23 protein-coding genes are annotated in these 25819 nt (G+C 73.4%); 10 read left to right on the top strand and 13 right to left on the bottom strand.

Annotated features, from left to right (window positions below; all coding sequences use genetic code 11):
• Nucleotides 1-61: 61 nt before the first annotated feature.
• From NYZ98_RS00990 to NYZ98_RS00965, 6 genes are all read right to left on the bottom strand, one after another.
• Nucleotides 62-1879: an FtsX-like permease family protein gene (locus NYZ98_RS00990; protein ID WP_262840492.1), complete on the bottom strand. Its 1818-nt coding sequence runs from the start codon at nucleotides 1877-1879 to the stop codon at nucleotides 62-64.
• Between the two features lie 5 nt (nucleotides 1880-1884).
• A complete protein-coding gene (locus NYZ98_RS00985) occupies nucleotides 1885-2631 on the bottom strand; it encodes an ABC transporter ATP-binding protein (protein ID WP_262840491.1) in 747 nt (248 codons plus the stop codon).
• Nucleotides 2628-3155 (bottom strand): PadR family transcriptional regulator, encoded by a 528-nt coding sequence (locus NYZ98_RS00980; RefSeq protein ID WP_262840490.1) that lies wholly within the window; start codon nucleotides 3153-3155, stop codon nucleotides 2628-2630. Before NYZ98_RS00980 ends, NYZ98_RS00985 begins: the two co-directional genes overlap by 4 nt.
• Nucleotides 3156-3295: 140 nt before the next feature.
• A complete protein-coding gene (locus tag NYZ98_RS00975; RefSeq protein WP_262840489.1) occupies nucleotides 3296-4813 on the bottom strand; it encodes an MFS transporter in 1518 nt (505 codons plus the stop codon).
• 102 nt (nucleotides 4814-4915) lie between these two features.
• Nucleotides 4916-5569, bottom strand: a complete 654-nt coding sequence (locus NYZ98_RS00970) for a TetR/AcrR family transcriptional regulator (protein ID WP_262840488.1) — start codon at nucleotides 5567-5569, stop codon at nucleotides 4916-4918.
• A gap of 212 nt (nucleotides 5570-5781) precedes the next feature.
• The gene (locus NYZ98_RS00965; protein WP_262840487.1) at nucleotides 5782-6750 is read right to left on the bottom strand and encodes a DMT family transporter; all 969 of its coding nucleotides are present in this window, start codon (nucleotides 6748-6750) and stop codon (nucleotides 5782-5784) included.
• A gap of 235 nt (nucleotides 6751-6985) precedes the next feature.
• On the opposite strand from NYZ98_RS00965, the gene NYZ98_RS00960 reads away from it, so the two are divergent.
• Entirely contained in the window at nucleotides 6986-7351 is a 366-nt protein-coding gene (locus NYZ98_RS00960) for a VOC family protein (RefSeq protein ID WP_262840601.1), read from the top strand.
• A gap of 60 nt (nucleotides 7352-7411) precedes the next feature.
• Here the strand turns inward: NYZ98_RS00960 and NYZ98_RS00955 are convergent, their stop codons facing one another.
• From NYZ98_RS00955 to NYZ98_RS00945, 3 genes are all read right to left on the bottom strand, one after another.
• Nucleotides 7412-8233 (bottom strand): TetR/AcrR family transcriptional regulator, encoded by an 822-nt coding sequence (locus NYZ98_RS00955; RefSeq protein ID WP_262840486.1) that lies wholly within the window; start codon nucleotides 8231-8233, stop codon nucleotides 7412-7414.
• A 119-nt stretch (nucleotides 8234-8352) separates the two neighbouring features.
• A complete protein-coding gene (locus tag NYZ98_RS00950; protein WP_262840485.1) occupies nucleotides 8353-9627 on the bottom strand; it encodes an RNA polymerase sigma factor in 1275 nt (424 codons plus the stop codon).
• A gap of 108 nt (nucleotides 9628-9735) precedes the next feature.
• Nucleotides 9736-11076 (bottom strand): serine hydrolase domain-containing protein, encoded by a 1341-nt coding sequence (locus NYZ98_RS00945; RefSeq protein ID WP_262840484.1) that lies wholly within the window; start codon nucleotides 11074-11076, stop codon nucleotides 9736-9738.
• A gap of 193 nt (nucleotides 11077-11269) precedes the next feature.
• Between NYZ98_RS00945 and recD2 the strand changes: the two genes are divergently transcribed.
• The 4 genes from recD2 (at nucleotide 11270) to NYZ98_RS00925 (ending at nucleotide 17327) form a co-directional block, all read left to right on the top strand.
• Nucleotides 11270-13483, top strand: a complete 2214-nt coding sequence (gene recD2 / locus NYZ98_RS00940; protein WP_262840483.1) for an SF1B family DNA helicase RecD2 — start codon at nucleotides 11270-11272, stop codon at nucleotides 13481-13483.
• 312 nt (nucleotides 13484-13795) lie between these two features.
• Nucleotides 13796-15007: a L,D-transpeptidase gene (locus NYZ98_RS00935; RefSeq protein WP_262840482.1), complete on the top strand. Its 1212-nt coding sequence runs from the start codon at nucleotides 13796-13798 to the stop codon at nucleotides 15005-15007.
• 235 nt (nucleotides 15008-15242) lie between these two features.
• Nucleotides 15243-16796, top strand: coding sequence for a S1 family peptidase (locus tag NYZ98_RS00930; protein ID WP_262840481.1), 1554 nt, complete (start codon nucleotides 15243-15245; stop codon nucleotides 16794-16796).
• The gene (locus NYZ98_RS00925; protein ID WP_262840480.1) at nucleotides 16797-17327 is read left to right on the top strand and encodes a subtilase-type protease inhibitor; all 531 of its coding nucleotides are present in this window, start codon (nucleotides 16797-16799) and stop codon (nucleotides 17325-17327) included.
• A gap of 51 nt (nucleotides 17328-17378) precedes the next feature.
• Here NYZ98_RS00925 and NYZ98_RS00920 read toward each other — a convergent pair whose 3' ends face one another.
• Both NYZ98_RS00920 and NYZ98_RS00915 read right to left on the bottom strand, forming a co-directional pair.
• On the bottom strand, nucleotides 17379-18365 hold the full coding sequence (locus NYZ98_RS00920; protein ID WP_262840479.1) for a radical SAM protein: 987 nt from the start codon (nucleotides 18363-18365) through the stop codon (nucleotides 17379-17381).
• Between the two features lie 91 nt (nucleotides 18366-18456).
• Nucleotides 18457-19503, bottom strand: a complete 1047-nt coding sequence (locus NYZ98_RS00915; protein WP_262840478.1) for a GlxA family transcriptional regulator — start codon at nucleotides 19501-19503, stop codon at nucleotides 18457-18459.
• 123 nt (nucleotides 19504-19626) lie between these two features.
• Between NYZ98_RS00915 and NYZ98_RS00910 the strand changes: the two genes are divergently transcribed.
• The 4 genes from NYZ98_RS00910 to NYZ98_RS00895 all read left to right on the top strand — a co-directional run bounded on the left by NYZ98_RS00910 (nucleotide 19627) and on the right by NYZ98_RS00895 (nucleotide 21886).
• Complete coding sequence (locus NYZ98_RS00910; RefSeq protein ID WP_262840477.1) at nucleotides 19627-20433, top strand: DJ-1/PfpI family protein; 807 nt, start codon at nucleotides 19627-19629, stop codon at nucleotides 20431-20433.
• Nucleotides 20434-20572: 139 nt separating this feature from the next.
• Entirely contained in the window at nucleotides 20573-20896 is a 324-nt protein-coding gene (locus NYZ98_RS00905) for a DMT family transporter (protein ID WP_262840600.1), read from the top strand.
• Nucleotides 20893-21516 carry a TetR/AcrR family transcriptional regulator gene (locus NYZ98_RS00900; protein ID WP_262840476.1) on the top strand — a complete coding sequence of 208 codons (624 nt, stop codon included), beginning with the start codon at nucleotides 20893-20895 and terminating at the stop codon, nucleotides 21514-21516. Before NYZ98_RS00905 ends, NYZ98_RS00900 begins: the two co-directional genes overlap by 4 nt.
• Nucleotides 21517-21565: 49 nt before the next feature.
• Nucleotides 21566-21886 (top strand): DUF952 domain-containing protein, encoded by a 321-nt coding sequence (locus NYZ98_RS00895; RefSeq protein WP_262840475.1) that lies wholly within the window; start codon nucleotides 21566-21568, stop codon nucleotides 21884-21886.
• A 27-nt stretch (nucleotides 21887-21913) separates the two neighbouring features.
• Here the strand turns inward: NYZ98_RS00895 and clpX are convergent, their stop codons facing one another.
• Both clpX and NYZ98_RS00885 read right to left on the bottom strand, forming a co-directional pair.
• Nucleotides 21914-23194, bottom strand: coding sequence for an ATP-dependent Clp protease ATP-binding subunit ClpX (gene clpX, locus NYZ98_RS00890; protein ID WP_262840474.1), 1281 nt, complete (start codon nucleotides 23192-23194; stop codon nucleotides 21914-21916).
• Nucleotides 23195-23236: 42 nt separating this feature from the next.
• A complete protein-coding gene (locus NYZ98_RS00885) occupies nucleotides 23237-24445 on the bottom strand; it encodes a cytochrome P450 family protein (protein ID WP_262840473.1) in 1209 nt (402 codons plus the stop codon).
• A 105-nt stretch (nucleotides 24446-24550) separates the two neighbouring features.
• On the opposite strand from NYZ98_RS00885, the gene NYZ98_RS00880 reads away from it, so the two are divergent.
• A complete protein-coding gene (locus tag NYZ98_RS00880) occupies nucleotides 24551-25777 on the top strand; it encodes a TetR/AcrR family transcriptional regulator (RefSeq protein ID WP_262840472.1) in 1227 nt (408 codons plus the stop codon).
• Nucleotides 25778-25819 lie beyond the last annotated feature (42 nt).

The raw sequence follows: 25819 nt of genomic DNA, 5'->3' as shown, positions 1-25819 counted from the left end.
CTGGGCGCCGGAGTCGCGGCGGCACGCGACTCCGGCACGCCGGGCCCCCGGGCGTTCCGGCTCAAAGGGTCTCGGTCACCGGGCGGCGGGCGCCGAGGTGGGCGGGCACCGAGGTGAGCGCCGCCACCACCAGCACGGTCGCCAGCACCACGGCGAGCAGTTGCCACAGGGAGGGAAGCGTGACCCGGTCGCTGTCGCCGCCGGTGATCGCGTTGATCGCGGCGAACAGGGCGAAGCCGCCAGGGAACACCCCCAAGGCGGCGCCGGCGAGCGCGGGCAGCACCTGCGCGGCCGCCAGTGCCGCGCTCACCTCACGCGGGGTCGCGCCGAGGGCGCGCGCCAGCGCCGAGGAATGCCGGTTGTCCAGCACCGTCGCCCAGGTGATGACGACGGCGTTGACCGCCGCCAGGGACAGCAGGATGACCGTCCAGACCAGGAGCACGTGGCGCAGCACCTCCACCTGGGCGTCGTCGTATCCGCCGGTGAGCGGCTGGGAGCCGAGGAAGGCGTTGAGCACCAGCAGGACGTAGATCCCGCTGACCGTGACCGCGATGCTGACCACCCCCAGCACGACCCGTCGCGGCCGGCGGGCGGCGACCCGCGAGGCCAGGAGCAGCGGCACGGGCAGCCGGGCCGAGACCGCGATCAGCCAGCCGACGCGGCGGGGCGGGCGTGGCGCGTCGGCCAGCGCGTCGACGGTGCTGGAGCGGGCGGCGCGCACGGCCGGGACGACGGTGGCGACCACCGCGACCCCGAGGGCCACGGCGGTCACCAGTCCGGCCGTGGACACGGTCATCGGCGGGGTGCCCGCGCCGCCGACGAGGCCCGCACTGGACTCGGTGAGCGAGGGGGCGGCCAGCGTCCCGACCGCCAGCCCGGCCGCCGCGGCGACGAGGGCCACCAGGACGTACTCCGCGAGCAGCACGGCGGCGACCAGGCCCGGTGTGCCGCCGACGGCCTTGAGGAGCCCGACGCGTCTGGTCTGGTCGGCCATCCGGCTGCCGACCAGCACGGAAAGGCTGGCCACGGCGAGCAGGCCGAGCAGCCAGGCTCCGATCAGCAGGAGGATCTGGGAGTCCCTGGCCAGCTCGGTGGCGTCCTCGAGGATGCCCTGCCAGGACTGGACGAACAGGGCGCCGCCCTGGTTCGCGTCGGCGAACGCCTGGGCCTGGCCGGGGTCGGTCAGCTTCAGGTTCATCACATACGACAGGGAGCCCGGATCGGGGGCGAGGCTCCGCACGTCCGCCTGGGTGAGCCAGACCAGTCCGGGATTGCGCAGCATCTCTTCGGGCAATGTCCTGCCGTCGGGGACGACGCCGTTCACGCACCCGGTGGCGACGACGCAGGACGAGCCCGGGTAGGGCGGCATGGCGGCGGTGACGGCCACGCCGGTAACCTCGAACCGCCGGCCGTCCAGGGTGACCTGGTCACCGGCGCGCACGCCGAGCGCGTCGGCGAAGGCGGCCTCGACCACCACGCCGCCGTCGCGGACCCAGCCGCCCTGGACCACCTTGGGCTGGTCGATCGGCGCGGGCGCGGCGTCGCGTCCGACGGCCTGCACGTCGGAGGTCCGGCCGGACGTCTGGAGTGTCGCCGGGGCGACCGGGTACGGCCGGCTGTGCCCGGCGACGCCGGGGGCGCCGGCCAGTTCCTCAAGGCCGGACAGCCCCGCGGCCCGGCCGGCTCCGGCGACCACGTCGGGCCCGCTGGTGGCCTCCCGGGTGCTCTGGTAGGGGTCGCCGGCCGCGTCGCGCAGGACCAGCCCCAGGGTCAGCGTCGTGGTGGCCGCCATGATGGCCAGCAGCAGTAGCGCGGCCTCGACGCGGCGCCGCCGCAGGTCGCGCACGGCGAGGCGGCACACGAGCAGGATGCGGCCCATCGCCGTCAGTCCCCCAGCCCGGCGAGCGCGCCGAGCCGCCCGGTGGTGCCGCCGGTCAACCTGGTCTCGTCCACGAGCACGCCGTCGCGCATCGAGATCATCCGGTCGGCGGTTGCCGCGATCCGCACGTCGTGGGTGACGATGACCAGCGTCTGACCGGCCTCGTGCAGGCCCTCGAAGAGCCGCAGGACGTCCAGGGTGGCGGCGCTGTCCAGATTGCCGGTCGGTTCGTCGGCGAGCACGACCAGCGGTTCGTTGCTCAGCGCCCGGGCGACCGCGACCCGCTGCCGCTGGCCACCCGACAGCGCGGAGGGCAGGAACCGGGCCCGGCCGGCGAGCCCGACCTGTTCCAGCAGCTCCTCCGCGCGCCGTCTGGCGGCCCGGGGCGAGCGTCCTGCCAGCAGCGCCGACAGCTCGACGTTCTCCACGGCGGTGAGCTCCTCCATCAGGTGGAAGGACTGGAAGACGAAGCCGACGGCGGTCCTGCGCAGCCGGGCCAGGGCCTTCTCGCCGATGTCGTCGATGCGGCGGCCGTTCAGCGACACCTCTCCGCGCGAGGGCCGGTCCAGCCCGCCGAGCAGGTGCAGCAGCGTGGACTTCCCGCAGCCGCTGGGCCCCATGATCGCCACCGTCTCGCCCGCGCCGACGTCGAGGTCGACCTCGTCGACGGCGCGCACCCGTCCTTCCCCCTTGCCGTACTCCTTGCGCAGCCCTCGGGCGCGAAGCAGGGGCGTGCCGGCGGTGTCGCTCACGAGCCACTCCTTGGGTGGGTCCAGTTCTGCTCACAGGCCTCGAGCCAGCGCAGGTCGGCCTGCAGCCGGAGCACGATGCCCTCCAGCAAGAGCGCCGCGTCCGAGCGGTCGGGCTCGGCCATGGCGGCGCGCTGGGCGTCACGCAGCCGGCGCAGCAGCTCGCGGCGCTGGGTGTCGACGATGGTGATCGGGTCGGCCAGCCCGGCCGACGCGGCCGCGATCAGCTTGAGATGGAACTCGGCGAGGTCGGGTCTCGGCCAGCTCACCTCGGCGATCCATTCGGCGACCCGCCGCTGGCCCTCGGGGGTGAGCGCGTACACCTTGCGATCCGACCGGTCGGCGCCGTCGGCGGGCCTGTCGGCCGCCAGCAGGCCGGCCTTCTCCAGCCGGGTCAGCGTGACGTAGATCTGCCCGGCGTTCATCGCCTCGCCGAGCGGGCCGAGCGCGTCGCGCAGCCGGGCGCGCAACTGGTAGCCGTGCGACGGCTCCTTGGCCAGCATCGCCAGCACCACTTCCTGCCGCATGGCACCCCCTCTAACCGTTAGCCCCTATAGATAACGGTTAGCCCCATTGGGCGTCAAGTCGCGGGACCCCCGGGAACGGCCCCGGGCGCGCGAAAAGGGGCCCGGCGTCGGCCGGGCCCCTCAGCGGTGTACGGGGTGGGTCAGTGCGCGAGCGCCGGGAGCGCGGGCGCGTCCTGCCCGTCCTCGCCGGTCGCCGCGACCGGTGCGCCGCCCTGGTGACCGGTGTCGATCAGGGTGATCGCGATGATCGCGGAGAGCACCAGGATGCCGACCGCCCACCAGATCGCGGCGGCGTACCCCGCCACCGCCGCCTGGTTGACGAAGGCGGCCTTGCCCAGCCTGCCCGCCTCGGCGGCGTGCGCGGTGACCCAGGTCGCGGCGGCGCTGGTGGCGACCGTGTTGAGCAGCGCGGTGCCGATGGCGCCACCGATCTGCTGGGAGGTGTTGACCATGGCCGAGGCCACCCCGGCGTCGCGCGGCTGGACGCCGTACGTGGCCAGGCTCATCGCCGGCATGAACGCGGTGCCCATGCCGAGCCCGAGCAGGACCTGGCCGGGCAGCACCAGGGTGAGGTAGGAGCTGTCGATCCGCATCTGGGTGAGGATCAGCATGCCGATGGCGGCGAGCAGGAAGCCCGGGGCCATCAGCAGGCGCGGCGGCACCCGGGTCATCAGGCGGGCGCCGATCTGCGTCGACCCGATGATCATGCCGACGATCATCGGCAGGAAGGCGAAGCCGGTCTGGACCGGCGAGTACCCCTTGATGGCCTGCAGGTAGTAGGTGAGGAAGAGGAACAGGCCGAACATCGCGATGACGGCCAGGCCGAGCGACATGTACACGCCGCCGCGGTTACGGTTGGCGATCACGCGCAGCGGCAGCAGCGGGGCCCGGACCCTGCTCTCCACCAGCACGAACGCGCCGAGCAGCACGACGGCCGCGGCGAACAGCCCGAGGGTCACGCCCGCGGTCCATCCGTCGGACTCGGCGCGGTTGAAGGCGTAGACCAGAGAGGCCAGGCCGAGGCTGGCCAGGACGACGCCGGGGATGTCCAGGCCGCTCCTGTTGCGGGTGCCGACCGGCTCGCGGACGACCAGGAAGGCGCCGATGGCGGCGACCACGGCGAAGGGGATGTTCACGAAGAACGTCCAGCGCCAGTCGAGGTACTCGGTGAGGAAGCCGCCGAGGATCAGGCCGACGGCGCCGCCGCCGCCCGCGATGGCGCCGTAGATGCCGAACGCCTTGGCACGTTCCTTCGACTCGGTGAACATCACCGCGAGCAGCGACAGCGCGGCGGGGGCCAGCAGCGCGCCGAACGCGCCCTGCAGGGCGCGGGCGCCGAGCAGCATCGACTCGTTGACCGCGGCGCCGCCGAGCGCGGAGGCGGCGGCGAAGCCGATCAGGCCGGCGGTGAAGGCGCGCTTGCGCCCCCACAGGTCGGCGATGCGCCCGCCGAACAGCAGCAGCCCGCCGAACGCCAGGGCGTAACCGGTGATGACCCACTGGCGGTTGGCGTCGGAGATGCCGAGGTCGGCCTGGGCGGAGGGGAGGGCGATGTTCACGATCGTCGCGTCGAGCACGACCATCAATTGGGCTATGGCGATGAACGCGAGTGCTTTCCAGCGGCGGGGGTCCGGCTGGACCTGGGCCGTTTCAGGCATGAATTGACTCACTATCAGTACGTTGATCGAAAAATGGCAAGAGAAGTCAGGAGTGACGGCGCGCGGGGAGTACGCGGACTCTGGCGGCCGGCAGGCCGGTGGTCAGCTCTGCCGCTGGAGGTCCTCGAACGTCGGAGCGCTTCCGGGCAGCGTGGAGCGCGCCGGAGCGCGCAGGCCGTCCAGGAACAGCTGCAGGTGACGGTCCGCGAACCTTTCGAGGTTCAGGCAGGAGGTACCCGGCAGGGGCCGGGTGAGCTGCGGCAACGCGATCAGGATGTCGCCGGCCGCCACATCGGGGCGCAGCTGGCCTGAGCGTCGTGCCCGGTCCATGATGTCTTCCAGGGCCCGCTCTAGGCGGACGCGCTTGTCGGCGAGTTCGGCGGCGATCAGCTCGCAGCCGTCGGACAGCATCGGGCAGAGGGCCCCGATCTTCTCGTTGGCCGCGCCGTGCACGAAACGCTGGAGCGCCGCGAAGGCGTCCGGCGTGTCGGCGAGCGCCGATTCGGCCAGTTCGACGATCCGGTTCATGACCTCGAGGGTCACCTGCCGGATCAGCTCGGAGCGGTCGGCGAAGTGCCGGTAGATGGTGGCGTTGCCGACCCCTGCCCGTCGTGCGATCTGGTCGAGGGTCACCTCGGCGCCGTACTCGACGAACGCCTCGCGCGCGGCGGCCACGATCCGCTCCCGGTTGCGCGACGCGTCGGCGCGCATCCGGTGAACGTGGCCGCGCTCGGCGGTCGTGATCGTGGTGCCCACGGTGGTGCCCCCCTTTGTGGTCGGTCATCCCGCTTACGGGGAAATCCTCCCCCGCTTGTGAGACGTAGGGGTAAACGGGGACTTCATCCCCGGATATTTCGTGATGTCCTTGTGAACTGCATCACATAGTCCCCTGTGATCACGCGAGTCCCATTGGTTTCCCGATGACAGCGCCGTCTCGCCATCGGCCGGTCGGGGGTTCGCGGTGGGCGTCACACGCTGGAGGCGGCCCGGCCGGCGTGGTCGTCCCCGGCGGCCGGCACCCCGGCGGGCTCGGTTTCGCCGCCGGACTGCCGGGCGGTCGCCAGGACCGAACCGGCGAGGATCAGCGCGAACGAGAGCACGATCGTGGTGGTGAGCGGCTCCCCGAGCAGCAGCACGCCCGCGGTGACCGCGACCGCCGGGTTGAGGTAGGTGAACACCAGGGCCCGCGAGGCGCCGACCTCGCGGATGAGCGCGAAGAACACGATGAACGCCAGCGCCGTGCACACCACGGCGAGTCCCGCGAGCGCGGCCAGCACCCGCACGCCGGGCAGCGCGTGCGGCCAGGTCAGGATCGCCGGAGGCGTGTACACCAGGGCCGCGAAGCCGAGGCACACCGCGGTCATCGGCAGAGAGGGGACGTCCTTGAGCCGCTGGGCGGCGATCTGCGGCGCGACGGAGTAGCAGACGGCGGTCAGCAGCACCTCGACGATCGGCCACGGCTGCCCGCCGCGCAGGCCCGGCGCCGCCAGGACGGCCACCCCGGCCAGGCCCACCGCCAGGCCGGTCCACCGGAGCAGGCTGAGCCGCTCGGCGCCGCCCGCCAGCCGGGCCACCACCACCCCGACGATGGGCGAGGCCGCGATGAGCAGCCCGGCCATCGAGCTGGTCAGGTGGTGCTCGGCGTCGGAGAGCAGCCACCACGGAATGATGATCTCGATCGCGGCGAACGCGGCCAGCGGCGCCCAGTGCCCGCGCAGCGCCGCCATCCGGCCGCCGCGCAGGGCGAGCGGCAGCAGCACGGCGGCGCCGATCGCCGTCCGCGCCAGGACCAGCACCGGGACGGACACGCCGTCCACCGCCACCTTGATCATCAGATAGGGGACGCCCCACAGGACGCCCATCACGGCGAACAGCGCCCAGCCGCGCCCGCTCACCTGGTCACGCCCGCCGGCCGGTACGGCGCCAAGGCCGCGCACCCCATCGTCACGTCATCTCTCCCGTTCCCCCGAGTCGCCACCCGGCCGCGCGCCGGGTGACGTCAAGTGACGCTATTGGGGGATTCGGTCCGCCGGTAGGGCCAATTCCCCTCCGGCCGACCGGGCCAATTAGGCGGCCCGCCCGGGCCCGAGCCCTGCGCGCCTCGGGCGATGGCGTCGTCCCGAGGGCGTGACACGATGCTCACCGGGGCCCGACACGAAGGAAGTGACCGACATGTTCGAGCACGTCAAGGCGTTCAGCGGATTCTCGGTGGACGACATCCCGAAGGCCAAGGAGTTCTACGGCACGACGCTCGGCCTGCGGGTGTCGGAGGACCACGGGATGCTCACCCTGCACATCGCCGGTGGCCGTGACACCCTGGTCTACCCCAAGCACGACCACACCCCGGCGACGTTCACGATCCTGAACTTCCCCGTCGACGCCATCGAGCCCGCCGTGGAGCGCCTGCTCGCGGCCGGGATCACCTTCGAGGCCTACGACGGCGTGGACGACAAGGGGATCTTCCGCAGGGGCGGCCCCAACATCGCCTGGTTCAAGGACCCGGCGGGCAACATCCTGTCGGTGATCGAGACGAACTGACCCCGGTCCGCCGCGCGCCCGGGCGAGGACCTGGTGCGCGACGAACCGGCCGGCGGCGGATCACAGGCCGGCGCGGCGCATGGCGGCCTCGATGCCGTCCAGCAGGACGGTGAGCCCGGCCTGAAAGGTCTTCTCGGCCTCGGCCTCCATGTAGGGCCGGTCGTCGTCCGGGCAGGGCTCGTCGGCTTCGTCCCCGAGAGGGGACGCCCCCTCGGTGCCCAGCCAGACCACCATCGGGAACCGCTCGGCGAAGTCGGGGGCGACCTGCGCGATCTGGGCCGACCGGCCGTCCCACCACTCCTGGTCCGGCACGCCGGTGGCCGTGGCGGCCTGCCGCGCCTCGGCGACCGGCTGGACGGTGCCGCGCACGAAGTAGATCAGCGTCCCGACCAGGCGCCGCACGACGGGGGCGCCGAGGCCGGTGCCGCGCAGGACGCCCAGCAGCGTCTCCATCATGACGTACTCGTTGGGCCCGAGCACCGGCCGCGCCTGCGACACCTGCAGCACCCACGGGTGGCGCAGGTAGAACGCCCAGCCGTCCCCGGCCCACCGCGTGAGCGCCGCCCGCCAGCCCGCCTCGCCGTCGTAGCCGCGCGGCAGCTCGGCCAGGGCCCGGTCGTACATGAGGTCGACCAGCTCGCCCTTGCTCGGGACGTAGGTGTACAGGGCCATGGCCGTGCGCCCGAGCCGTTCGCCGACCGCGCGCATCGACAGCGAGGACATCCCCTCGGCGTCGGCGACCGCGATGGCCGCGTCCACGATCATGTCCACGCTCAGCGCGGGTTTGGGCCCGGGGGCGGTCCGGGGGTCACCAGGGCCGGCGGTGCGCCACAGCAGGGCCATGGTGCGCTGAACGTCCCCCTGGCCGGCGAACACGACCACCTTATGGCTCCTTAGGGGATTAAGGCCGAGCTATCTCTTTACAGCATAAGGATATCAGGCAAGGCGATACGGGTCCTGCTCGTCCGGCCGGAACGCGGCCCCGCAGCGCGCGAGCGGGCTCAGCCGGGCGGGTCCCCGCCGCCGGGTGATCGTGGCGCGGACCGGTCGGCGCGGGCCTCCAGGTAGCGGCGCTCGGGAAGGCTGGCCGTGGCGCGGGCCGCGGCCCGGTAGGCCTCGCGGGCGGCCTGGTGGTCACCGGCCATCTCCAGCAGGTGGGCGCGGACGGAGTCCAGGCGGTGGTGGCCCGAGACCCGTTCGTCGCCGTCCAGGGTGGCCAGCAGGTCCAGCCCGGCCAGCGGGCCCTTGACCATGGCGAGCGCCACGGCGTGGTTGAGCGTCACCACCGGGTTGGGCGCGACCCCGGCCAGCACCTCGTACAGCGCAAGGACCTGCGGCCAGTCGGTGGCGGCGGCGTCGGGCGCCTCGGCGTGCACCGCGGCGATGGCCGCCTGGAGCTGGTAGGGGCCGAGCGGGGTGCTGGACAGCGCCTCGGTGATGAGCGCGACGCCCTGGGCGATGTGCTCGCGGTCCCACCGGCCCCTGTCCTGCTCGGCCAGCGGGATCAGGGCGCCGTCGCCGTCGGTGCGTGCCGGGCGGCGGGCCTCGGTGAGCAGCATGAGGGCGAGCAGCCCGGTCACCTCGCCGTCGCCGGGCAGCAGCCGGTGGACCGCGCGGGCCAGCCGGATCGCCTCGCCGGTCAGCTCGCGGCTGTGCAGGTCGGGGCCTGAGGTGGCCGTGTAGCCCTCGTTGAAGATCAGGTAGAGCACGTGCAGCACGACGCGCAGCCGGTCGGCGCGCTCGGGCTCGGGGGGCATGCCGAAGGGGATGCCGGTGGTCTTGACGCGCTGCTTGGCCCGGCTGATGCGCTGGGCCATGGTCGCCTCGGGCACCAGGAAGGCACGGGCGATCTGCGCGGTGGTCAGGCCGCCGACGGCGCGCAGCGTGAGCGCGATCTGGGAGGACGGCGACAGCGCCGGGTGGCAGCACAAGAACAGCAGCGTGAGGGTGTCGTCCCGGTCCTGCCCGGCCTGGTCCTCCGGTCCCGGCGCGACGGGTTCGCCGGCGTGGTCCATGGCCGCGACCGTGGCCTCCCGCACGCGGCGGGCGTGCTCGCTGCGCCACAGGTCGGTGAGCCGCCGCGAGGCGGCCGTGATCAGCCACCCCCGGGGGTTGTCCGGCAGGCCGTCCTTGGGCCACTGGACGGCGGCGGCCAGCAGCGCCTCCTGCACCGCGTCCTCGGCGGTGTCGAACCGGCCGAGCCTGCGGACCAGCGCGCCGAGCACCTGCGGCGCCAGGTCGCGCAGCAGGGTCTCGACCTCGGTGTCGGTGCTCACGTTCCCGCCCCCGGCGGCTCGCCGAGCGGCCGGGCCCGCCGTCCGGGCGGCTCGCTCGTTCCCTCACCCGCAGTCAACCAGGCCGAGCTCACGGCGGGTCTCCCGGGCTCAGCGCCAGCCGGCCTCGTCCACGCCGCCGGGCACCGGCGCGCCCGGGTCGTAGGGCCGCCGGGTGAACACGAAGGTGTTCAGATCGAGGTGGTCGACCGTACCGTCGGGGCGCCGCACCAGGCGCAGCGTCTCCCCGGCGTAGTAGCCGTCCAGGCCGAGCCAGGTGCCGTCGGCCCGCGCGGCGAACCGCGAGGACCGGCCCGGCCCGCCGACGGGGCCCAGCGACAGGTCACGGCCGGGCAGCAGGCGCAGCACGTAGGCGGCCGGCCCCCAGTACCAGGGCCCGGTGAGCTCCAGCAGGTCCGGGTCGGCCGGGGAGGGGGACCAGGCGCCGGGGATGGGCGGCTCGTGGGCGTCCAGGATGTCCAGCAGGTCGGTGACCAGGGAGGCGCGCAGGCCGTAGGTGGAGTTGGCCATGCACAGCACCCCGACGTGGTCGGCCGGATCGGCCCAGGTCAGGGCGAGGAACCCGGGCATCGACCCGCCGTGCCCGGCCAGGCGCCTGCCACGGTGGCGCATGAGCTGGATGCCGAGGCCGTAGCCGCCGGTCCAGGTGTCGCCGTCGTCGAGGGTGGCCGGCTCGCGCATCTCGGCGAGCGTGGCGCGCGACAGCACCGCCTCGCGCCCGCCGGCCAGGAACGCCGACCACCGGGCCAGGTCGGCCGCGCTGGACCACAGCTGCCCCGCCGGGGCCATGGCCACCGCGTCGTGCTCGGGCTCGGGCAGCAGCACGTCGGCCCACGGGTGGACGGCGTACCCCCGGGCGTGCGGCTCGCGCGGCCGGGCGGTGGTGTCGTTCAGGCCCAGCGGTTCGATGATCTCCGAGCGCACCGCCTGCGGCCACGGGACGCCGCGGTGGCGCGCGACCAGCTCGCCGAGCAGGGCGAAGCCGAGGTTGGAGTAGTGGAACCTGCGGCCGGGCCGGTGGCGGGCGGTGCCGCCGTCCAGCGCCCCGGCCAGGGCGTCGATGCCCACCCCGGGGGTGCGCTCCCACCAGGGTCCCGGCGGTTCGGCGGTGAGGCCGGCGGTGTGCGACAGGAGCTGGGCGATGGTGGCGTCGCCGACCGGGGTGCCCGCCAGGTGCTTGGACAGCGGGTCGTTCAGGTCGAGCAGGCCCTCGTCGCGCAGGCGCATCACCTGCACGCCGACCAGGGTCTTGGTGATCGACCCGATGCGGTACTGGGTGTCGGGGGTGGGGTCGGCGCCCTCGACCGTGCCCCGGGCGCCGAACCAGACCGGCTCGCCGTCCCGCGAGACCATGGCCACCAGCGACGGCATCCGCGTCTCGGCCTGCTCGATCGCCAACCGGCGCAGCAGCGCGCGTGCCGTGACTTCCATGACCGCCGCCATCGGCCGCCCTCCCTGTGTCCGGTGCCACCTGGTGGCCACATTACCGGTGATCTACCTGCCCGGCGGATGACGGACCGACCGTCCTTCGGACACCGGCGCGCTCACTTCGCTCGTCCGTCTGCTGCCGCTCCCCCGGCGGTGAGGCTCTACCCTTGGCGAAGCGCTGGAGACGGGGGGTCGCGTGACGACTGGATCGGGTGGTCCTCCTGCCACGGGTCTTGACGCGGTCCTGGAGCGCATCACCTACGCCAACGAGGAGACCGGCTACACCATCGCCCGGGTGGCCGTCGGGCGGGGTGGGGCCGAGCTGGTCACGGCGGTGGGGCCACTGCTGGGCGCGCAGGTGGGGGAGAGCCTGCGCCTGACCGGACGGTGGGGCTCCCATCCCAAGTACGGCAAGCAGTTCGAGGTGTGGTCCTACACAACCGTCCTGCCGGCCACCGTCCAGGGCATCCAGCGCTACCTCGGGTCCGGCCTGGTCAAGGGCATCGGCCCGAAGATGGCCGAGCGCATCGTGGACCACTTCGGGGTCCAGACGCTGGAGGTGATCGAGACCGCGCCCGAGCGCCTGGTGGAGGTCCCCGGCCTCGGCCCCAAACGCACCAAGATGATCGCCGTCGCCTGGGAGGAACAGAAGATCATCAAAGAGGTGATGATCTTCCTGCAGGGGGTCGGGGTGTCCACCTCCATCGCGGTGCGCATCTTCAAGCAGTACGGCGACACCTCCATCACCGTCGTCAGGGAACAGCCCTACCGGCTGGCCGACGACGTGTGGGGCATCGGCTTCAAGACCGCCGACACCATCGCCCAGGCCGTCGGCATCCCGCACGACAGCCCCGACCGGGTCAAGGCCGGCCTGCGCTACACCCTGTCCCAGGGCGCCGACGCCGGCCACTGCTACCTGCCCGCCCCCAACCTGGTCGGCGACGCGGTCAAGATCCTGGAGGTCCCGGCCGAGCTGGTGTCGAGCTGCCTGGACGAACTGGTCGCCGAGGAGGGCGTGGTCCGCGAGGACGTCCCGGCCGGCGAGGCGACGGTCCCGGCGGTCTACCTGGTGCCCTTCCACCGCGCCGAGCTGTCGCTGGCCGGCGGCCTGCGGCGCCTGCTCGACTCCGGCCACGACCGGCTCGGCGCCTTCGGCGACGTGGACTGGACGGCCGCGCTCACCTGGCTGCGCGGGCGCACCGGCGCCGATTTGGCCCCCGAGCAGTCCGAGGCGGTCCGGCTGGCGCTCACCTCCAAGGTGGCCGTGCTGACCGGCGGCCCCGGGTGCGGCAAGAGCTTCACCGTGCGGTCCATCGTCGCGCTGGCCCGCGCCAAGAAGGCCAAGGTCGTGCTCGCCGCCCCCACCGGCAGGGCCGCCAAGCGGCTCGCCGAGCTCACCGGCCACGAGGCCACCACCGTCCACCGCCTGCTGCAGCTCCGCCCCGGGGGCGAGGCCACCTTCGACCGCGACAACCCGCTGGACGCCGACCTGCTGGTGGTCGACGAGGCCTCCATGCTGGACCTGCTGCTGGCCAACAAGCTGGTCAAGGCGCTGGCCCCCGGCTCCCACCTGCTGTTCGTGGGCGACGTCGACCAGTTGCCCTCGGTCGGCGCGGGGGAGGTGCTGCGCGACCTGCTCGCCGCCGACACCGTCCCGCGCGTACGGCTCACGCAGATCTTCCGCCAGGCCCAGCGGTCGGGGGTGGTGGTCAACGCCCACCGCATCAACACCGGGCTGCACCCGGCCCTGGAAGGCATGACCGACTTCTTCCTGTTCCCCTGCGAGGAGCCCGAGGAGATCGCCGCGCTGACCGTCGACGTGGTCGCGCGCCGCATCCCCAAGCGGTTCGGCCTCAACCCCCGCCGCGACGTGCAGGTGCTCGCGCCGATGCACCGCGGCGCGGCCGGGGCCGGCAACCTCAACAACGAGCTCCAGGAGGCGCTGACCCCCTCGCGGGAGGGCATGCCCGAGCGCCGGTACGGCGGCCGGGTGTTCAGGATCGGCGACAAGGTCACCCAGCTGCGCAACAACTACGACAAGGGCGTGGCCGGGGTGTTCAACGGAACCGTCGGCGTGGTGACCGACCTGCGCCCCGAGGAGAGCAAACTCACCGTCCTGACCGACGAGGACGAGACCGTCGAATACGCCTTCGACGAGCTGGACGAGCTGGCCCACGCCTACGCGGTGTCCATCCACCGCTCGCAGGGCAGCGAATATCCCGCCGTGGTGATCCCGTTGGCGACCAGCGCCTGGATGATGCTGCAGCGCAATCTGCTGTACACCGCGGTCACCCGCGCCAAGAAGCTCGTGGTCCTGGTGGGCTCGCGCCGCGCGCTGGCGCAGGCGGTGCGGACGCGCGGCGCCGGGCGGCGCCATACCAGCCTCACCCACCGGCTGCTCCAGGGCTGACCCGCGCGGCCTCCCGCCCCGCCCGCCTTCACCGCGGCGGCCTCGCGCGTGTCACCGTGCCGGCGTCCCGCCGTGGCGAGACGTGCCCTTTGGCAGGTGCGCGGTGGCCGCGCGCATCCGTGCGCCCTTTGACCGGGTCACATACCCGGACAATGTCATTAGATCTTCTTGACCCTGCCGGGTGGTTTCCTTGACCATATCTCCCCCAAGGTGACCGAAATGTGATCTAACTCGTCCAAAAGCGGTACGTTCGGGTGGCAATCCCTATTAGGGTTTTTTTCAGTGCACTTTGCCGCCGTGGGGGAGAGGTCAGTGGGGGACTTTCGTCATCGTCTGAAGACCCCGATCGCCGGGCTGGCCCTGGTCACGTCCGGCCTGCTGGCCGTGTCGTGCTCCACCGGCACCGGGACCGGCACCGCCGCCCCTGGCGCCAGCGGTGGCGGCAGCAGCGCGCCCGCGATCCCCGCGCCCGAGATCAAGATCAGCCCGGTGAAGGGCGCCAGCAAGGTCCGCCCGGACAAGAGCGTCGTGGTCACCGCCAGCAACGGGGAGCTGCAGGAGGTCACCGTCCAGGCCGGTGGCAGGTCGGTCAAGGGCGAGTTCGACTCCGGCCACACCAAGTGGACCTCCAAGGCGCCGCTCAAGCCCTCCAGCAACTACACCGTGTCGGCCAAGGCCAGCGGCGACGGCGGCCCGGCCGAGGCGAGCAGCTCGTTCACCACCCTCAAGCCCTCCGAGGAACTGCGCATCCGCGACATCACGCCCAACCGCAAGGGCGAGACCGTCGGGGTCGGCATGCCGATCATGGTGACGTTCAACCACGCCGTCGGCGACAAGAAGGCCGTGGAGGAGTCGCTGGAGGTCACCGCCCAGAAGCCGGTCGCGGGCGCCTGGCGGTGGATCAACGACGCCCTGGCCATCTACCGGCCCGCCAAGTACTGGCCCGCCCACCAGAAGGTCAAGTTCGTCGCCCGCCTGGAAGGCGTGCGCGCCGGCAAGGACATGTACGGCGTCAAGAACTACGCCACCACGATGAAGATCGGCGCCGCGTGGGTCAGCAGCGTCAACACGCGCACCCACCAGATGGTCGTCCGCAAGGACGGCAAGGTCATCCAGAAGATGGCGATCAGCGCGGGCAAGGCCACCTCCCGCGAGTACACCACCACCAACGGCGTCCACCTCACCATGGAGCGGGGCAACCCGGTCACGATGATCTCTCCCGGGAAGAAAGAGGGCGACCCCGGGTACTACAAGGAGATCGTCAACCACGCCGTGCGCATCTCCAACAGCGGCGAGTACGTGCACAGCGCCCCCTGGTCGGTGGGCTCGCAGGGCCGCGCCAACGTCAGCCACGGCTGCGTCAACGCCCGCCCCGACCAGGCCAGGTGGTTCTACGACAACTTCCACCGCGGCGACGTGGTGACGATCGTGGGCACCAACCGCGCGCTGGAGTGGAACAACGGCTGGGGCTTCTGGCAGCTCTCGTTCAAGCAGTGGAAGAAGGGCAGCGCCCTCAAGGCCTGACCGGCCGTACCCCTGACCGGCCGTACCCCTGACCGGCCGTACCCCTGATCGGCCGCGCTCCCCGCCCGGCCTCACCCGCGCGTGTCCGCCGCACCGCGTGCCCGGGATGATGCCTCGGCGTGTCCAGGGCCCAGGTGGCATGGGTTGTTTTAAGGTGGCGTTGCCGGTATCGCGTGATCACGAGTGGTGGCGGTGATCTCCCCCTTGGTAGGAGAACCGAGGCCGAGGAGAGATCATGTCGCGCAGACGTCGCGCCGTCACGTGGCGCGCTGTGGTGGTGGGCGTCCTCGTCCTGGCGGCGGCCCCCGGCACCGCCCAGGCCCGGCCGGTGCGGGCCGCGGCCACCGCGGAGGCCCGCAAACCACCGCCCGGCATGATCGAGGCACTCCAGCGTGACCTCGGCCTCAGCCCCGCCCAGGCCCAGGCGCGGCTGCTCAACGAGAGCCGGCTGGCCCCGCTCGCCGAGCGGTTCCATCGCACCCTCGGGGGCGACTTCGCCGGCGCCTGGCTCTCGGGGACCATCGCCCAGACCCTCGTGGTCGCCACCACCAAGGCCGCCGACATCCCCCGGATCCTCACCGCGGGCGCCCGGCCCGAAGTGGTGATCCGGTCGCTGAAACAGCTCAACACGATCAAGGGCAAGCTGGACTCCGCGCTTCCCCCCCATCCGGTCGCCGGGGGCAGCGTGCGCTACATCGACGTGCGCAACAACGTCGTCACGGTCCTGTCCGAGGACCCCTCCGTGACCGAGACCGCCATCAAGTCCACCGGTGTGGACAGCTCCGCGGTGAAGGTGGTGGTCTCCACCGAGCGGCCTGTGCCCCTCTACGACCTGGTGGGCGGCGACCCCTACTACATCGGCGCGACGACCCGCTGCTCGATCGGCTTCTCGGTCATGCGCGGCACCCAGAACGGCTTCGTCAGCGCCGGGCACTGCGGGGTGAAGGGCCAGGCCACCTTCGGGGTCAACCGGGTCGCCCAGGGCGTCATCCAGGCGTCGGTCTTCCCCATCAGCGACTTCTCCTACATCGGTGTGAACCGCGACTGGACGCCCACGCCGTCGGTGAACAACGGCATCGGCAGCGTGGTGGGCGTCGAGGGGTCCGAGGTCGCCATCGAGGGCGCCTCGGTCTGCCGGGCCGGTTCCACCGACGACTGGCACTGCGGCACCATCCGGCAGCGCAACGTCAGCGTCGCCTACCCCCAGGGCAACGTCTTCCATCTGACCAGGACCAGCGTGTGCGCCGAACGCGGCGACTCCGGCGGCCCGTTCGTCTCCATCGACCAGGCCCAGGGGGTCACCTCCGGCGGCTCCGGTGACTGCGTCACGGGCGGCACCAGCTACTTCCAGCCGGTCGCGGAGCTCCTCACCTCCTTCGGCCTGACCCTGGTGACCACGCACGGCGCGCACCCGCCGCCGACCACGGCCGCCTGCAGCGGCTACCCGCGCGTCGTCACCGGCACCCTGGCCCCCGACGCCTCCGCCTACCAGCCGGGCGACCGCTTCTACCGCTCGGCGGTGTCAGGCGTGCACGCCGCGTGTCTGCAAGGTCCCCCGGGCGCCGACTTCGACCTCTACCTGCAAAAGTGGGGCGGCCGGGAGTGGGTCACCGTCGCCTCGGCCGAATCACCGGGCTCGGGCGAGACAATCACCTACACCGGCACGGCCGGCCGGTACCGCTACCAGGTGAAGGCCGCCGGCGGTTCCGGCCCCTACTCTCTGGGCTACGCCACGCCCGGACCGTCCGAGCCGGGCCCCCTTCGCCGGCATCCCGACAACGATCAGTGAATGTGCTGGTTCTTCCGAGGGGGCAAGATGCGCCGCGCGATCACACAGTCCTTGTTCTTCGTAGTGCTGCTAGCCGCATCTGCCGGGACCCGGGCGTCGCCCGCGTACGCCGGACCCGAGCGGCCGCCACCGGCGGCCTCGGCCTCCGGCACCGGGCCGGAACCGGGCAGGCCGGTCCGTTCGGTCGTGCTGACGATCAATCCGGGGGTGAAGGTCTGGCCGCCGGACCAGATGGCCGTGCTGAACTGCGCTCCCATCGGCGGAACCCACCCCAAGCCACGGGAGGCCTGCGCCGCCCTGGACGAGGTGGACGCCGATCTCAACAAGTTCACGGCCTCACCGGAAACGATCTGCACCACCGACTTCAACCCGATCAACGTCTGGGCGGCCGGGAGCTGGAACGGCCGCGACGTCGCGAGCCTGCGCCGGTTCCCCAACACCTGCTGGATGCTGGTCACGCTCGGATCCGTCGGCGCCTTCTGGCGAGCCCCGCGCCGCCCATTCGAGGAGGCGGCCACCTCACCGGCATGACCGCGCCCACCGGCGCCGCGCGGCCGGGCGGAGGTCGAGAGGGTCGCGGGGTCAGAGCAGGGCGAGCTGGCGGTCGGCGGAGCGGCGGGCCCGCCAGGGCTCCCGCCGGGCTCCGATGCCGTACAACCGGGCCAGCTCGGTCACCCGGCCGACCACCCGCTGCCGGTAGTCCCCGGCGGCCAGCGGCCCGGCCCCGTACAGCTCCTCGTACCGCGGCACCAGCCGGGGATGCTCCTCGGCCAGCCACCGCATGTACCACTCGCGGGCCCCGGCGGGCAGTTGCAGCACCATCGGCGTGATGCCGGCGGCGCCGGCCTCGGCGACCCGCCGCACCACGGCCCGGAGCTGGTCCTCCGAGTCGGTCAGGCACGGCAGGATCGGCCCCATCAGCACCCCGCACGGCACCCCGCGCTCGCCCAGCTCGGCGCACAGCTCCAGCCGCTTCTGCGCGCTCGGCGCCCCCGGCTCGACCGCCCGGCGCAGGCGGTCGTCGACGAAGCCGATCGACACCCGCGCCTCCACCTCGGCGACCTCGGCCGCCTCGGCCAGCAGCTCGGCGTCGCGCAGGACCAGCGCGCTCTTGGTCATCACCCGGAACGGGTTGCCGGCGTCGCGCAGCGCGGCGATGATCCCGGGCATCAGGCGGTAGACCTGCTCGGCCTCCTGGTAGCAGTCGCCGCTCAGGCCGATGCCCACCGGCTCGCCGGCCCACCGGGGCGAGGCCAGCTCGGCGCGCAGGCGCCTGGCCGCGTCGGTCTTGACCACGATCGCCGTGCCGAAGTCGCGCTCGCCGTCCAGGCCGAGGTAGCGGTGGGCGCGCCGGGCCGCGCAGTACAGGCAGGCGTGCGCGCAGCCTCGGTAGGGGCTGACCGCCCAGCCGATGCCGAGCCCGATGGACTCAGGGACCCGGTCGATGATCGTGCGCGCCGGCACCTCGTAGAAGGTCGTGTCACCCGAGGCCCGGCGGACCGCCCGGCGCTCGATGCGCGGCCGCGCCGCGGCGGTGTCCTCGACAAGGGGAAGGGCGTCGAAACGCATGACCGACAGTGGAACACGCATTCGATACCGATGGCAAGCGAACTCACCACGCCCGCCGGGGAAAGCGACCCTCCGGCCGGGCGTCGCCCGGTCACGCGGCAGGCGCGGGCCTCGCGGCCAGCCGGTACCGGGACGGCGGCATGCCGTACACGTCCTGGAAGGTGTGGCGCAGCGTCTCGGCGGTCCCGAAACCGCACCGCCGGGCCACCGCCGACACCGGCAGCGTGGTGGACGACAGCAGGTGGGCCGCCGCCTCGGCGCGGGCGCCGCGCACGAACCTGCCGGGGCTCTGCCCGAGGTGTTCGGAGAACAGCCGGTGCAGGTGCCGTTCGCTCACCCCGGCCCGCGCCGCCAGCGTGGCGGCGGTCAGCTCGGTGTCCAGATGGCCGGCGATGTGCTCGGCCAGGCGGCGCACCACGGCGTGGTCGGGGGGCGGCGCCGCCACGAACATGCTCATCTGCGCCTGGTTGCCGGGACGCTGCAGGTAGGTGACCAGGGCGCGCGCCGTCCAGCGTGCCAGGTCGGCGCCGTGGTCCTCCTCGATGAACGCCAGCGTCAGGTCCAGCGCGCTGGTGACCCCCGCCGAGGTGGACACCGGGCCGTCGCGGACGAACAGCGGCGCCGGGTCGACGCGCACACCCGGGTGCCCGGCCGCGAGAAGCCCGGCGTACGCCCAGTGGGTGGTGGCGCGCCTGCCCTCCAGCAGGCCGGCGGCGGCCAGGATCGAGGTCCCGGTGCACACCGAGGCGACCCGCCTGCTCTCGGCGGCCAGCCGGCGCACGTGCGCGGTCAGGCGGGTGTCGGCGGCGGCCCGCTCGTGACCGTACCCGCCGGACACCAGCAGCGTGTCGATCGGGCCCGTGAGCCGTTCCAGGGTCTCCTGCCCGTCGAGCCGCAGCCCGGAGGAGCAGCCGATCGCCCGGCCGCCGGGGGTGGCCAGCCGGATCCGGTACGGCGGCCGGGCGCCGAGCCGGTTGGCCGCGTCCAGGCTGGAGGTCACGCAGGCGATGTCCAGCAGCTCGGCGTCCTCGTACCCGACGACGACGAACACCCGCTCGGCCCCCGCCCGGTTCCGCGCGCGCGGCGGGCGGTCCCGCTCGCCGTCGGGACGTTCCTGTGCGTGCGGCGGCTCGGGCATGTCCGTACCTTTCAGCGCTTTCGGCGGCGGGAGGTCGTGGCGGTGAGACAGGGATCGCAGAAATCCTGCCACACCCGTGCGCCGTCGTTGCCTCGTGCGCGACGCAGGCCGGAGTGTGGGGCCATGACGGACACGACGCCCTCCCACGCCACCGGCGACACCCCTTCCTCGGCCACCGGGGCCACCGGAACCACCGAGGCCACCGAAACCACCGATCCGGCCGGTCCCGCCGCTCCGGACGCGGTGAAGACGATCGCGTTCCTGCTGTATCCGGGGATCACGCTGCTCGACCTGGTGGGACCTCTGCAGGTCCTGTCCGCGCTGGCCCAGATCGACCCCTCCTTCCGTACGGTCGTCGTCGCCAAGGACACCGGGGCCCTGCCCACCGACACCCCGCTGTCGGTCACCGCGAGCCACTCCCTCGGCCAGGTGCGCGAGCCGTACGCGATCGTGGTGCCGGGCGGCACCGAGCCGACGTTCGCCGCGCTGGCCGACGAGGAGATGCTGGACTGGCTGCGCGAGGCCGCCGGGCACGCCGAGATCGTGTCCTCGGTCTGCACCGGCTCGCTGGTGCTCGGCGCGGCCGGGCTGCTGGAGGGACGGCGGGCCACGACCCACTGGTCGTGCCGGCACCTGCTGGGCAGGTTCGGCGCGACGGCGGTCACGCGGCGGTGGGTGCGGGACGGGCCGGTGATCACCGCGGCCGGGGTGTCGGCCGGCATCGACCTGGCGTTGCACCTGGTGGAACGCCTGGCGGGGGAGCCGGTCGCCAAGCTGGTGCAGCTGTTCATCGAGTACGACCCGGAGCCGCCGCTCGGGCCGATCGACTGGTCGCGGGTCGACGTGGCGGGACAGGAACCCTGGGTCGAGAAAATGATCACCACCGCCCTGCCCGGCCACCCCGCGCTGGTGACCCGCCTGCTCGGGTGAGCACCCGCCGCTCGGTCGCCTGGTCACGGCGGGTGCGGCACGACGGCGGGACCGGCGCCGGTGCGCCGCCGGCGGGGGGGATAAACTGGTACGCATGTACCGGTATACCTCGCCGGTCGAGGTCAGGGAGGCACGTCCCATGCCGTGGTTGCTGCTCGCCGCCGCCATCGCTTCGGAGGTGCTGGCGACGACGGCACTGAAACTCAGTGACGGGTTCGCCGGCAAGGGCTGGACCGTCGTGGTGGTGATCGGGTACATCGCCTCCTTCGTCCTGCTGGCCCGCGCGCTGAAACTCCATATGGAGGTCGGTGTCGCGTACGCGGTGTGGGCGGGGGCCGGCACGGCGGCGATCGCGGTGATCGGTGCCCTGTTCCTCGGCGAGGCGATGAACCTGGCCAAGGCCGGCGGGATCCTGCTGATCATCGGCGGTGTCGTGCTGCTCAACCTGGCCGGCTCCCATTGACCACCCCCCACGACACCGCCCTTGACGCCGCCGCCACCCGGCCCGCCCAGGAGCGGGGGCGACGGCGCCGCGCGGCGCTGGTGCGGGCCGCGGTCGGCCTGCTGGAGGAGGGCGGCTTCACCGCCGTCACCCACCGGGCCGTCGCCCGGCGGGCCGGGTTCCCGCTCGCCGCGACCACCTACTACTTCGCCTCCCGCGACCAGCTCGTGGCCGAGTCGTTCGCCCTGCTGGTCGCCGGGGAGCTGGACGGCATGCGCGCCCGGCTCCAGGCCGTCCCGGACGAGGGCCTGACCGCGCCGCAGGAGCTGGCGCGGACGCTCACCGAGGCGATGGGGCCCGGCGGCGAGGGCGACCGGCTGCGCCAGCTCGGGCTGTGGGAGCTCTACCTTCAGGCCGGCCGCGACCCGGCCCTGCAGGCCATCGCCCGCGACTGGACCGACGGGTGCGACGCCCTGGTCGCCGGGACGCTCGCCCGGGCGGGCCGCCCCTCGGGACGGGACGCGGCCCGCATGGTCGGGGTGCTGCTGGCCGGGCTGTGGATGGAACACCTGGTCGAGGCCCGCCCCGGGGCCGCCGCCGAGACCCACGCCCTGCTCACCCGGGCCCTGCGCGCCCTGTGACCCCTCACGGGCGCCGGAGGCCGGGGTGGGGGGCGCTACGCTGTGGCCGGTGACGATCCTTCATCTCGCACTGGCGGACGAGTGGGCCGCCGCGGCGGGCGCCGGCGAGTACCGCATGTCCACCCTCGGACGGACCCTGGCCGAGGAGGGGTTCATCCACGCGTGCGCCGACCTGGACCAGCTCCGCGGCGTCGCCGAGCGCTTCTACACCGGCGTCACCGAGCCGCTGGTCGTGCTGGCCGTCGACCAGGACCTGCTGGGCTGCCCGGTGGTCTTCGAGGTGCCGCCGGACGCGGACGAGGCCTTCCCGCACATCTACGGCCCGCTCCCGGTCGCGGCCGTGGTGTCGGTCACCCCGTTCGCCCGCTGATCGGACCCGCTCCCGACGTTACCGGGGTCAGGCGGACCGCTCGTGGCGGTCCCGCTCGCCGCCGGGCCGGTCGCGGGGGACCAGGGCCGGGTTGACCTTGCCGAGCACGGTGGCGCGGCCGACCACCACGCGGGCCACGTCGTCCCGGCTCGGCACCTCGTACATGACGTCGAGCAGCACCTCCTCCAGGATGGCCCGGATCGCCCGCGCGCCGGTGCGGCGCAGCAGCGCCTGGTCGGCGATCGCGCCAATGGCGTCCTCGGTGAACTCCAGCTCGACGCCGTCCATCGCGAACAGCTTCTGGTACTGCCTGGTCAGCGCGTCGCGCGGCTCGGTGAGGATGCGGACCAGCGCCGCGCGGTCCAGCGGGTGCAGGACCGACACCACCGGCAGCCGGCCCACCAGCTCGGGGATCAGCCCGAACCTCAGCAGGTCCTCGGGCATGACCCCGGCCAGGACGTCCGCCCGTTCGCGCCCGCCGATGGCGGCGCCGAACCCGGCGCCCCGGTGGCCGGCCCGCCGCTCGATGATGTGCTCCAGCCCGGCGAACGCCCCGCCCACGATGAACAGCACGTCGGTGGTGTCGATCTGGATGAGCTCCTGGTGCGGGTGTTTTCTGCCGCCCTGCGGCGGCACGGAGGCGACCGTCCCCTCGATGATCTTCAGTAGCGCCTGCTGGACGCCCTCGCCGGAGACGTCGCGGGTGATCGACGGGTTCTCGCCCCTGCGGGCGATCTTGTCGATCTCGTCGATGTAGACGATGCCGGTCTCGGCCTTCCTGACGTCGTGGCCGGCGGCCTGGATCAGCCTGAGCAGGATGTGCTCGACGTCCTCCCCGACGTACCCGGCCTCGGTGAGCGCGGTGGCGTCGGCGATGACGAAGGGGACCTCCAGCATCCGGGCGAGCGTCTGGACCAGGTGGGTCTTGCCGGACCCGGTCGGGCCGAGCAGCAGGATGTTGGACTTGCCGAGCTCGACCGGTTCGGTCGTCCCGGCGCGCCGCCCGGCGCCGGACCTGACCCGTTTGTAGTGGTTGTGCACCGCCACCGCGAGCGTCCTCCTCGCGGCGTGCTGCCCGACGACGTACCCCCCGAGGAACTCGTCGATCTCCTTGGGCGTGGGCGTCTCCGGCGGGCCGCCCCCAGAGGACTCGTGGAGCTCCTCCTCGATCAGCTCGGTGCACAGCCCGACGCACTCGTCGCAGATGCAGACGCCTTCGGGTCCCGCGATCAGCCGGCCGACCTCCTTCTGGGTCTTCCCGCAGAACGTGCACGTCAGCGGGGAGCCGCGGTCACCGGCGCGCACCACGGGGGAACCCTCCGAGGTGGCGCCACGCGGGGCGGCCGGGGGTCACAGGGTCACCGGCAGGGACGCCAGCCGCCAGGTGCCCGGGTCGGGAAGGTGCCCCGGGGCGGACGCGGCGAGCGCCAGGCCGGGGAAGCGGCGCAGCAGCCCGGCCAGGGCGACCTCGGTCTGCGCGCGGGCCAGCGCCGCCCCCAGGCAGAAATGCGGCCCGTGGCCGTACCCGAGGTGGCCGGCGGCGGGGGCGCGGCCGAGGTCGAGCCGGTCGGGGTCGCCGATCGCGCGCGGGTCGCGGTTGGCCGAGGCGAGCGCGGCGGTGACGAGGTCGCCCGCGCGGATCAGCGCCCCGTGCAGCTCGACGTCCTCGCGCGCGCGGCGGGGGATGGTGAGCAGCACGGGGCCGTCCCAGCGGGTCAGCTCGTCCACGGCGCGCGGCATCAGCCCGGGGTCGGCGCGCAGCGCGGCGAGCTGGGCGGGGTGGCGGAGCAGGGTGTCGACGGCGTTGGCGATGAGGTTGGTGGGCGTCTGCCCGGCCAGGACCAGGTGCCAGACCAGGGTGACCAGCTCGGCGTCGGCGGGCCGGTCCTCCTGACCGGCCTGGACGCCGAGCAGGTCGGAGATCAGGTCGTCGCCGGGTTCTGACCGGCTTCGCGCGACCGCGGCGACGGCGGCCTCCATGATGGCCGGGATGGCGTCGGCGAACTCCTGCCCCCGGCCGGCCGCGACGGCGGCTCCGTACTCCCGCCAGCGGGGGCGGTCGGCGGCGGCGACGCCGGTCAGCTCGCAGATCACCTCCATCGGCAGCGGGCGGGCGAAGTGCGCCAGCAGGTCGGCCGTGCCGTCCCGCGCGTGGCCTTCCAGCTCGTCGAGCAGGGTCTCGACGATCGCCTCGATCCGGGGGCGGAATTCGGCGGCGCGCCGGGGGGTGAACGCCGGCGAGACCAGCCTGCGTATGCGCGCGTGCTCGGGCCCCTCCATCTCCTGCATGGTGCGCATGTAGGCCAGGCAGTGCTCGGGGATGCCGGCGGGCCGCATGTAGCTGCCGGCGCCGAGCTCGAAGCGGGGGTCGTTCAGCATCGCCCTGGCGCCCTCGTGCCGGGTCAGCACCCACATCGCGGGCATGCCGGGCGCCGAGACCCGTGCCAGCGGCGACAGCTCCCGGGCGCGCCCGTAGGCGGCGGCGGGGTCGCGCAGCACCTCGGCGTCGGTCAGGTCGATCTCGGGAACGCCGCTCACGTCCGTCTCGGCGTCGGTCATGGCCGCCCCCAGGTTTCGGATGGTGTGATCAGATACTCTCATCATATGGATGGTCACGGTATCTTGGTTCGCCATGGGCGGCAACGCCGCAGACCGAGGAGGACGATGGGCCGGCTCAGCAGGGCGGAGAGCCAGGAGCTCAACCGGGCCAGGGTGCTGGCCGCGGCGATGGAGGAGTTCTCCGAGCGCGGCTTCCGCGACGCCAAGATCGACGTCATCGCCGAGCGAGCCGAGCTGACCCGCGGCGGGGTGTACTCCAACTTCCCCGGCAAACGGGCCCTGTACTTCGCCGTCCTCGCCGACCTGGCCGAACGCGCCGCCGGATCACCGGATTCCGACTCGGCTGACCGTGCCCCCGGCTCACCGCGGCCGGGCTCATCGCGCTCCGACCCGGCCGGCCGCGCCTCCGGTCCATCGCACCCGGGCTCAGCGAACTCCGGTTCGGCTGACGGTGCCCCCGGCCCATCGCACACCGGCCGGTCGTCCCCGGGGGACGCCGCGCGGCAGGCGCTCGGTGCGTTCGCGCGTGCCTGGGTCGCGCGGCTGCCGCTGGCCACCGACGAGCGGCGCGACCCGGCCAGGCTCGGCATGGACCTGATGCCCGAGGTCCTGTCCGACGAGCACATCCGGCGGCCGTACGCGCAGCTCATGAAGCTGGACGCGATCCTGCTCGGGCTGGCCCTCGAACGGCTGGCCCCGCACGCCGCCCGCATGGTGCGCGTGGCCGAGGCCGCCCTGACCACCCTGCACGGCGCCGGCCAGCTCGCCGCCGCCGCGCCCGGGTTCGTGGATCCCTTCGACATCGTCCGCGTCTGCGAGGAGATCGCCGGCCTCGGCCTGGACGACGTGTGGTCGCCCCCGCACCTCGCCTACGCGCCCCGCGCGGTGCCCGCCGACCAGGCGTGGTCCCCGCCGCCCTCGATGGACGCCATGCGCGGCGAACCCGCCCGGCTCACCGGCGACGGCGTGGTCGCGATCCTCGGGCTGCACCGGCTGGAGGCCGCCGAGGAGGCCGTGCGGGCCGCGCCGCCGGGCGTCACCGTCACCGCGGTCCTGGTCACCGGCGACCCCGCCGAGCTGGCGCCGCTGGCCCGGCTGACCATCGCCGACCTGCGCGGCTGCCTGCGCCAGGCCTTCGCGCCGCCGGCCTGGCCGCGCCTTCAGGTGGTGTACGACGAGGCGGGCGTCCTGGCGGCGGCGGCCGGCGTGCCCGCCGTCAGCGACGGGACCGAGGTCGCCGTCCGCGTCGAGGCCGGCCGCATCACCGCACGCGCCGACGGCCGGGGCGCCTGCCACGCGGCGGCCTCCTCCGGCGGGCCCGCGCCCCGCTGAGCCGGAGTTCTCGTACCGGTGTCATGCCGAACGCGGCGGTGG

It is taken from the genome of Sphaerisporangium corydalis (assembly GCF_025506355.1).
Taxonomy (GTDB): domain Bacteria; phylum Actinomycetota; class Actinomycetes; order Streptosporangiales; family Streptosporangiaceae; genus Sphaerisporangium; species Sphaerisporangium corydalis.
This window is presented reverse-complemented; position numbering and strand designations above follow the sequence as displayed.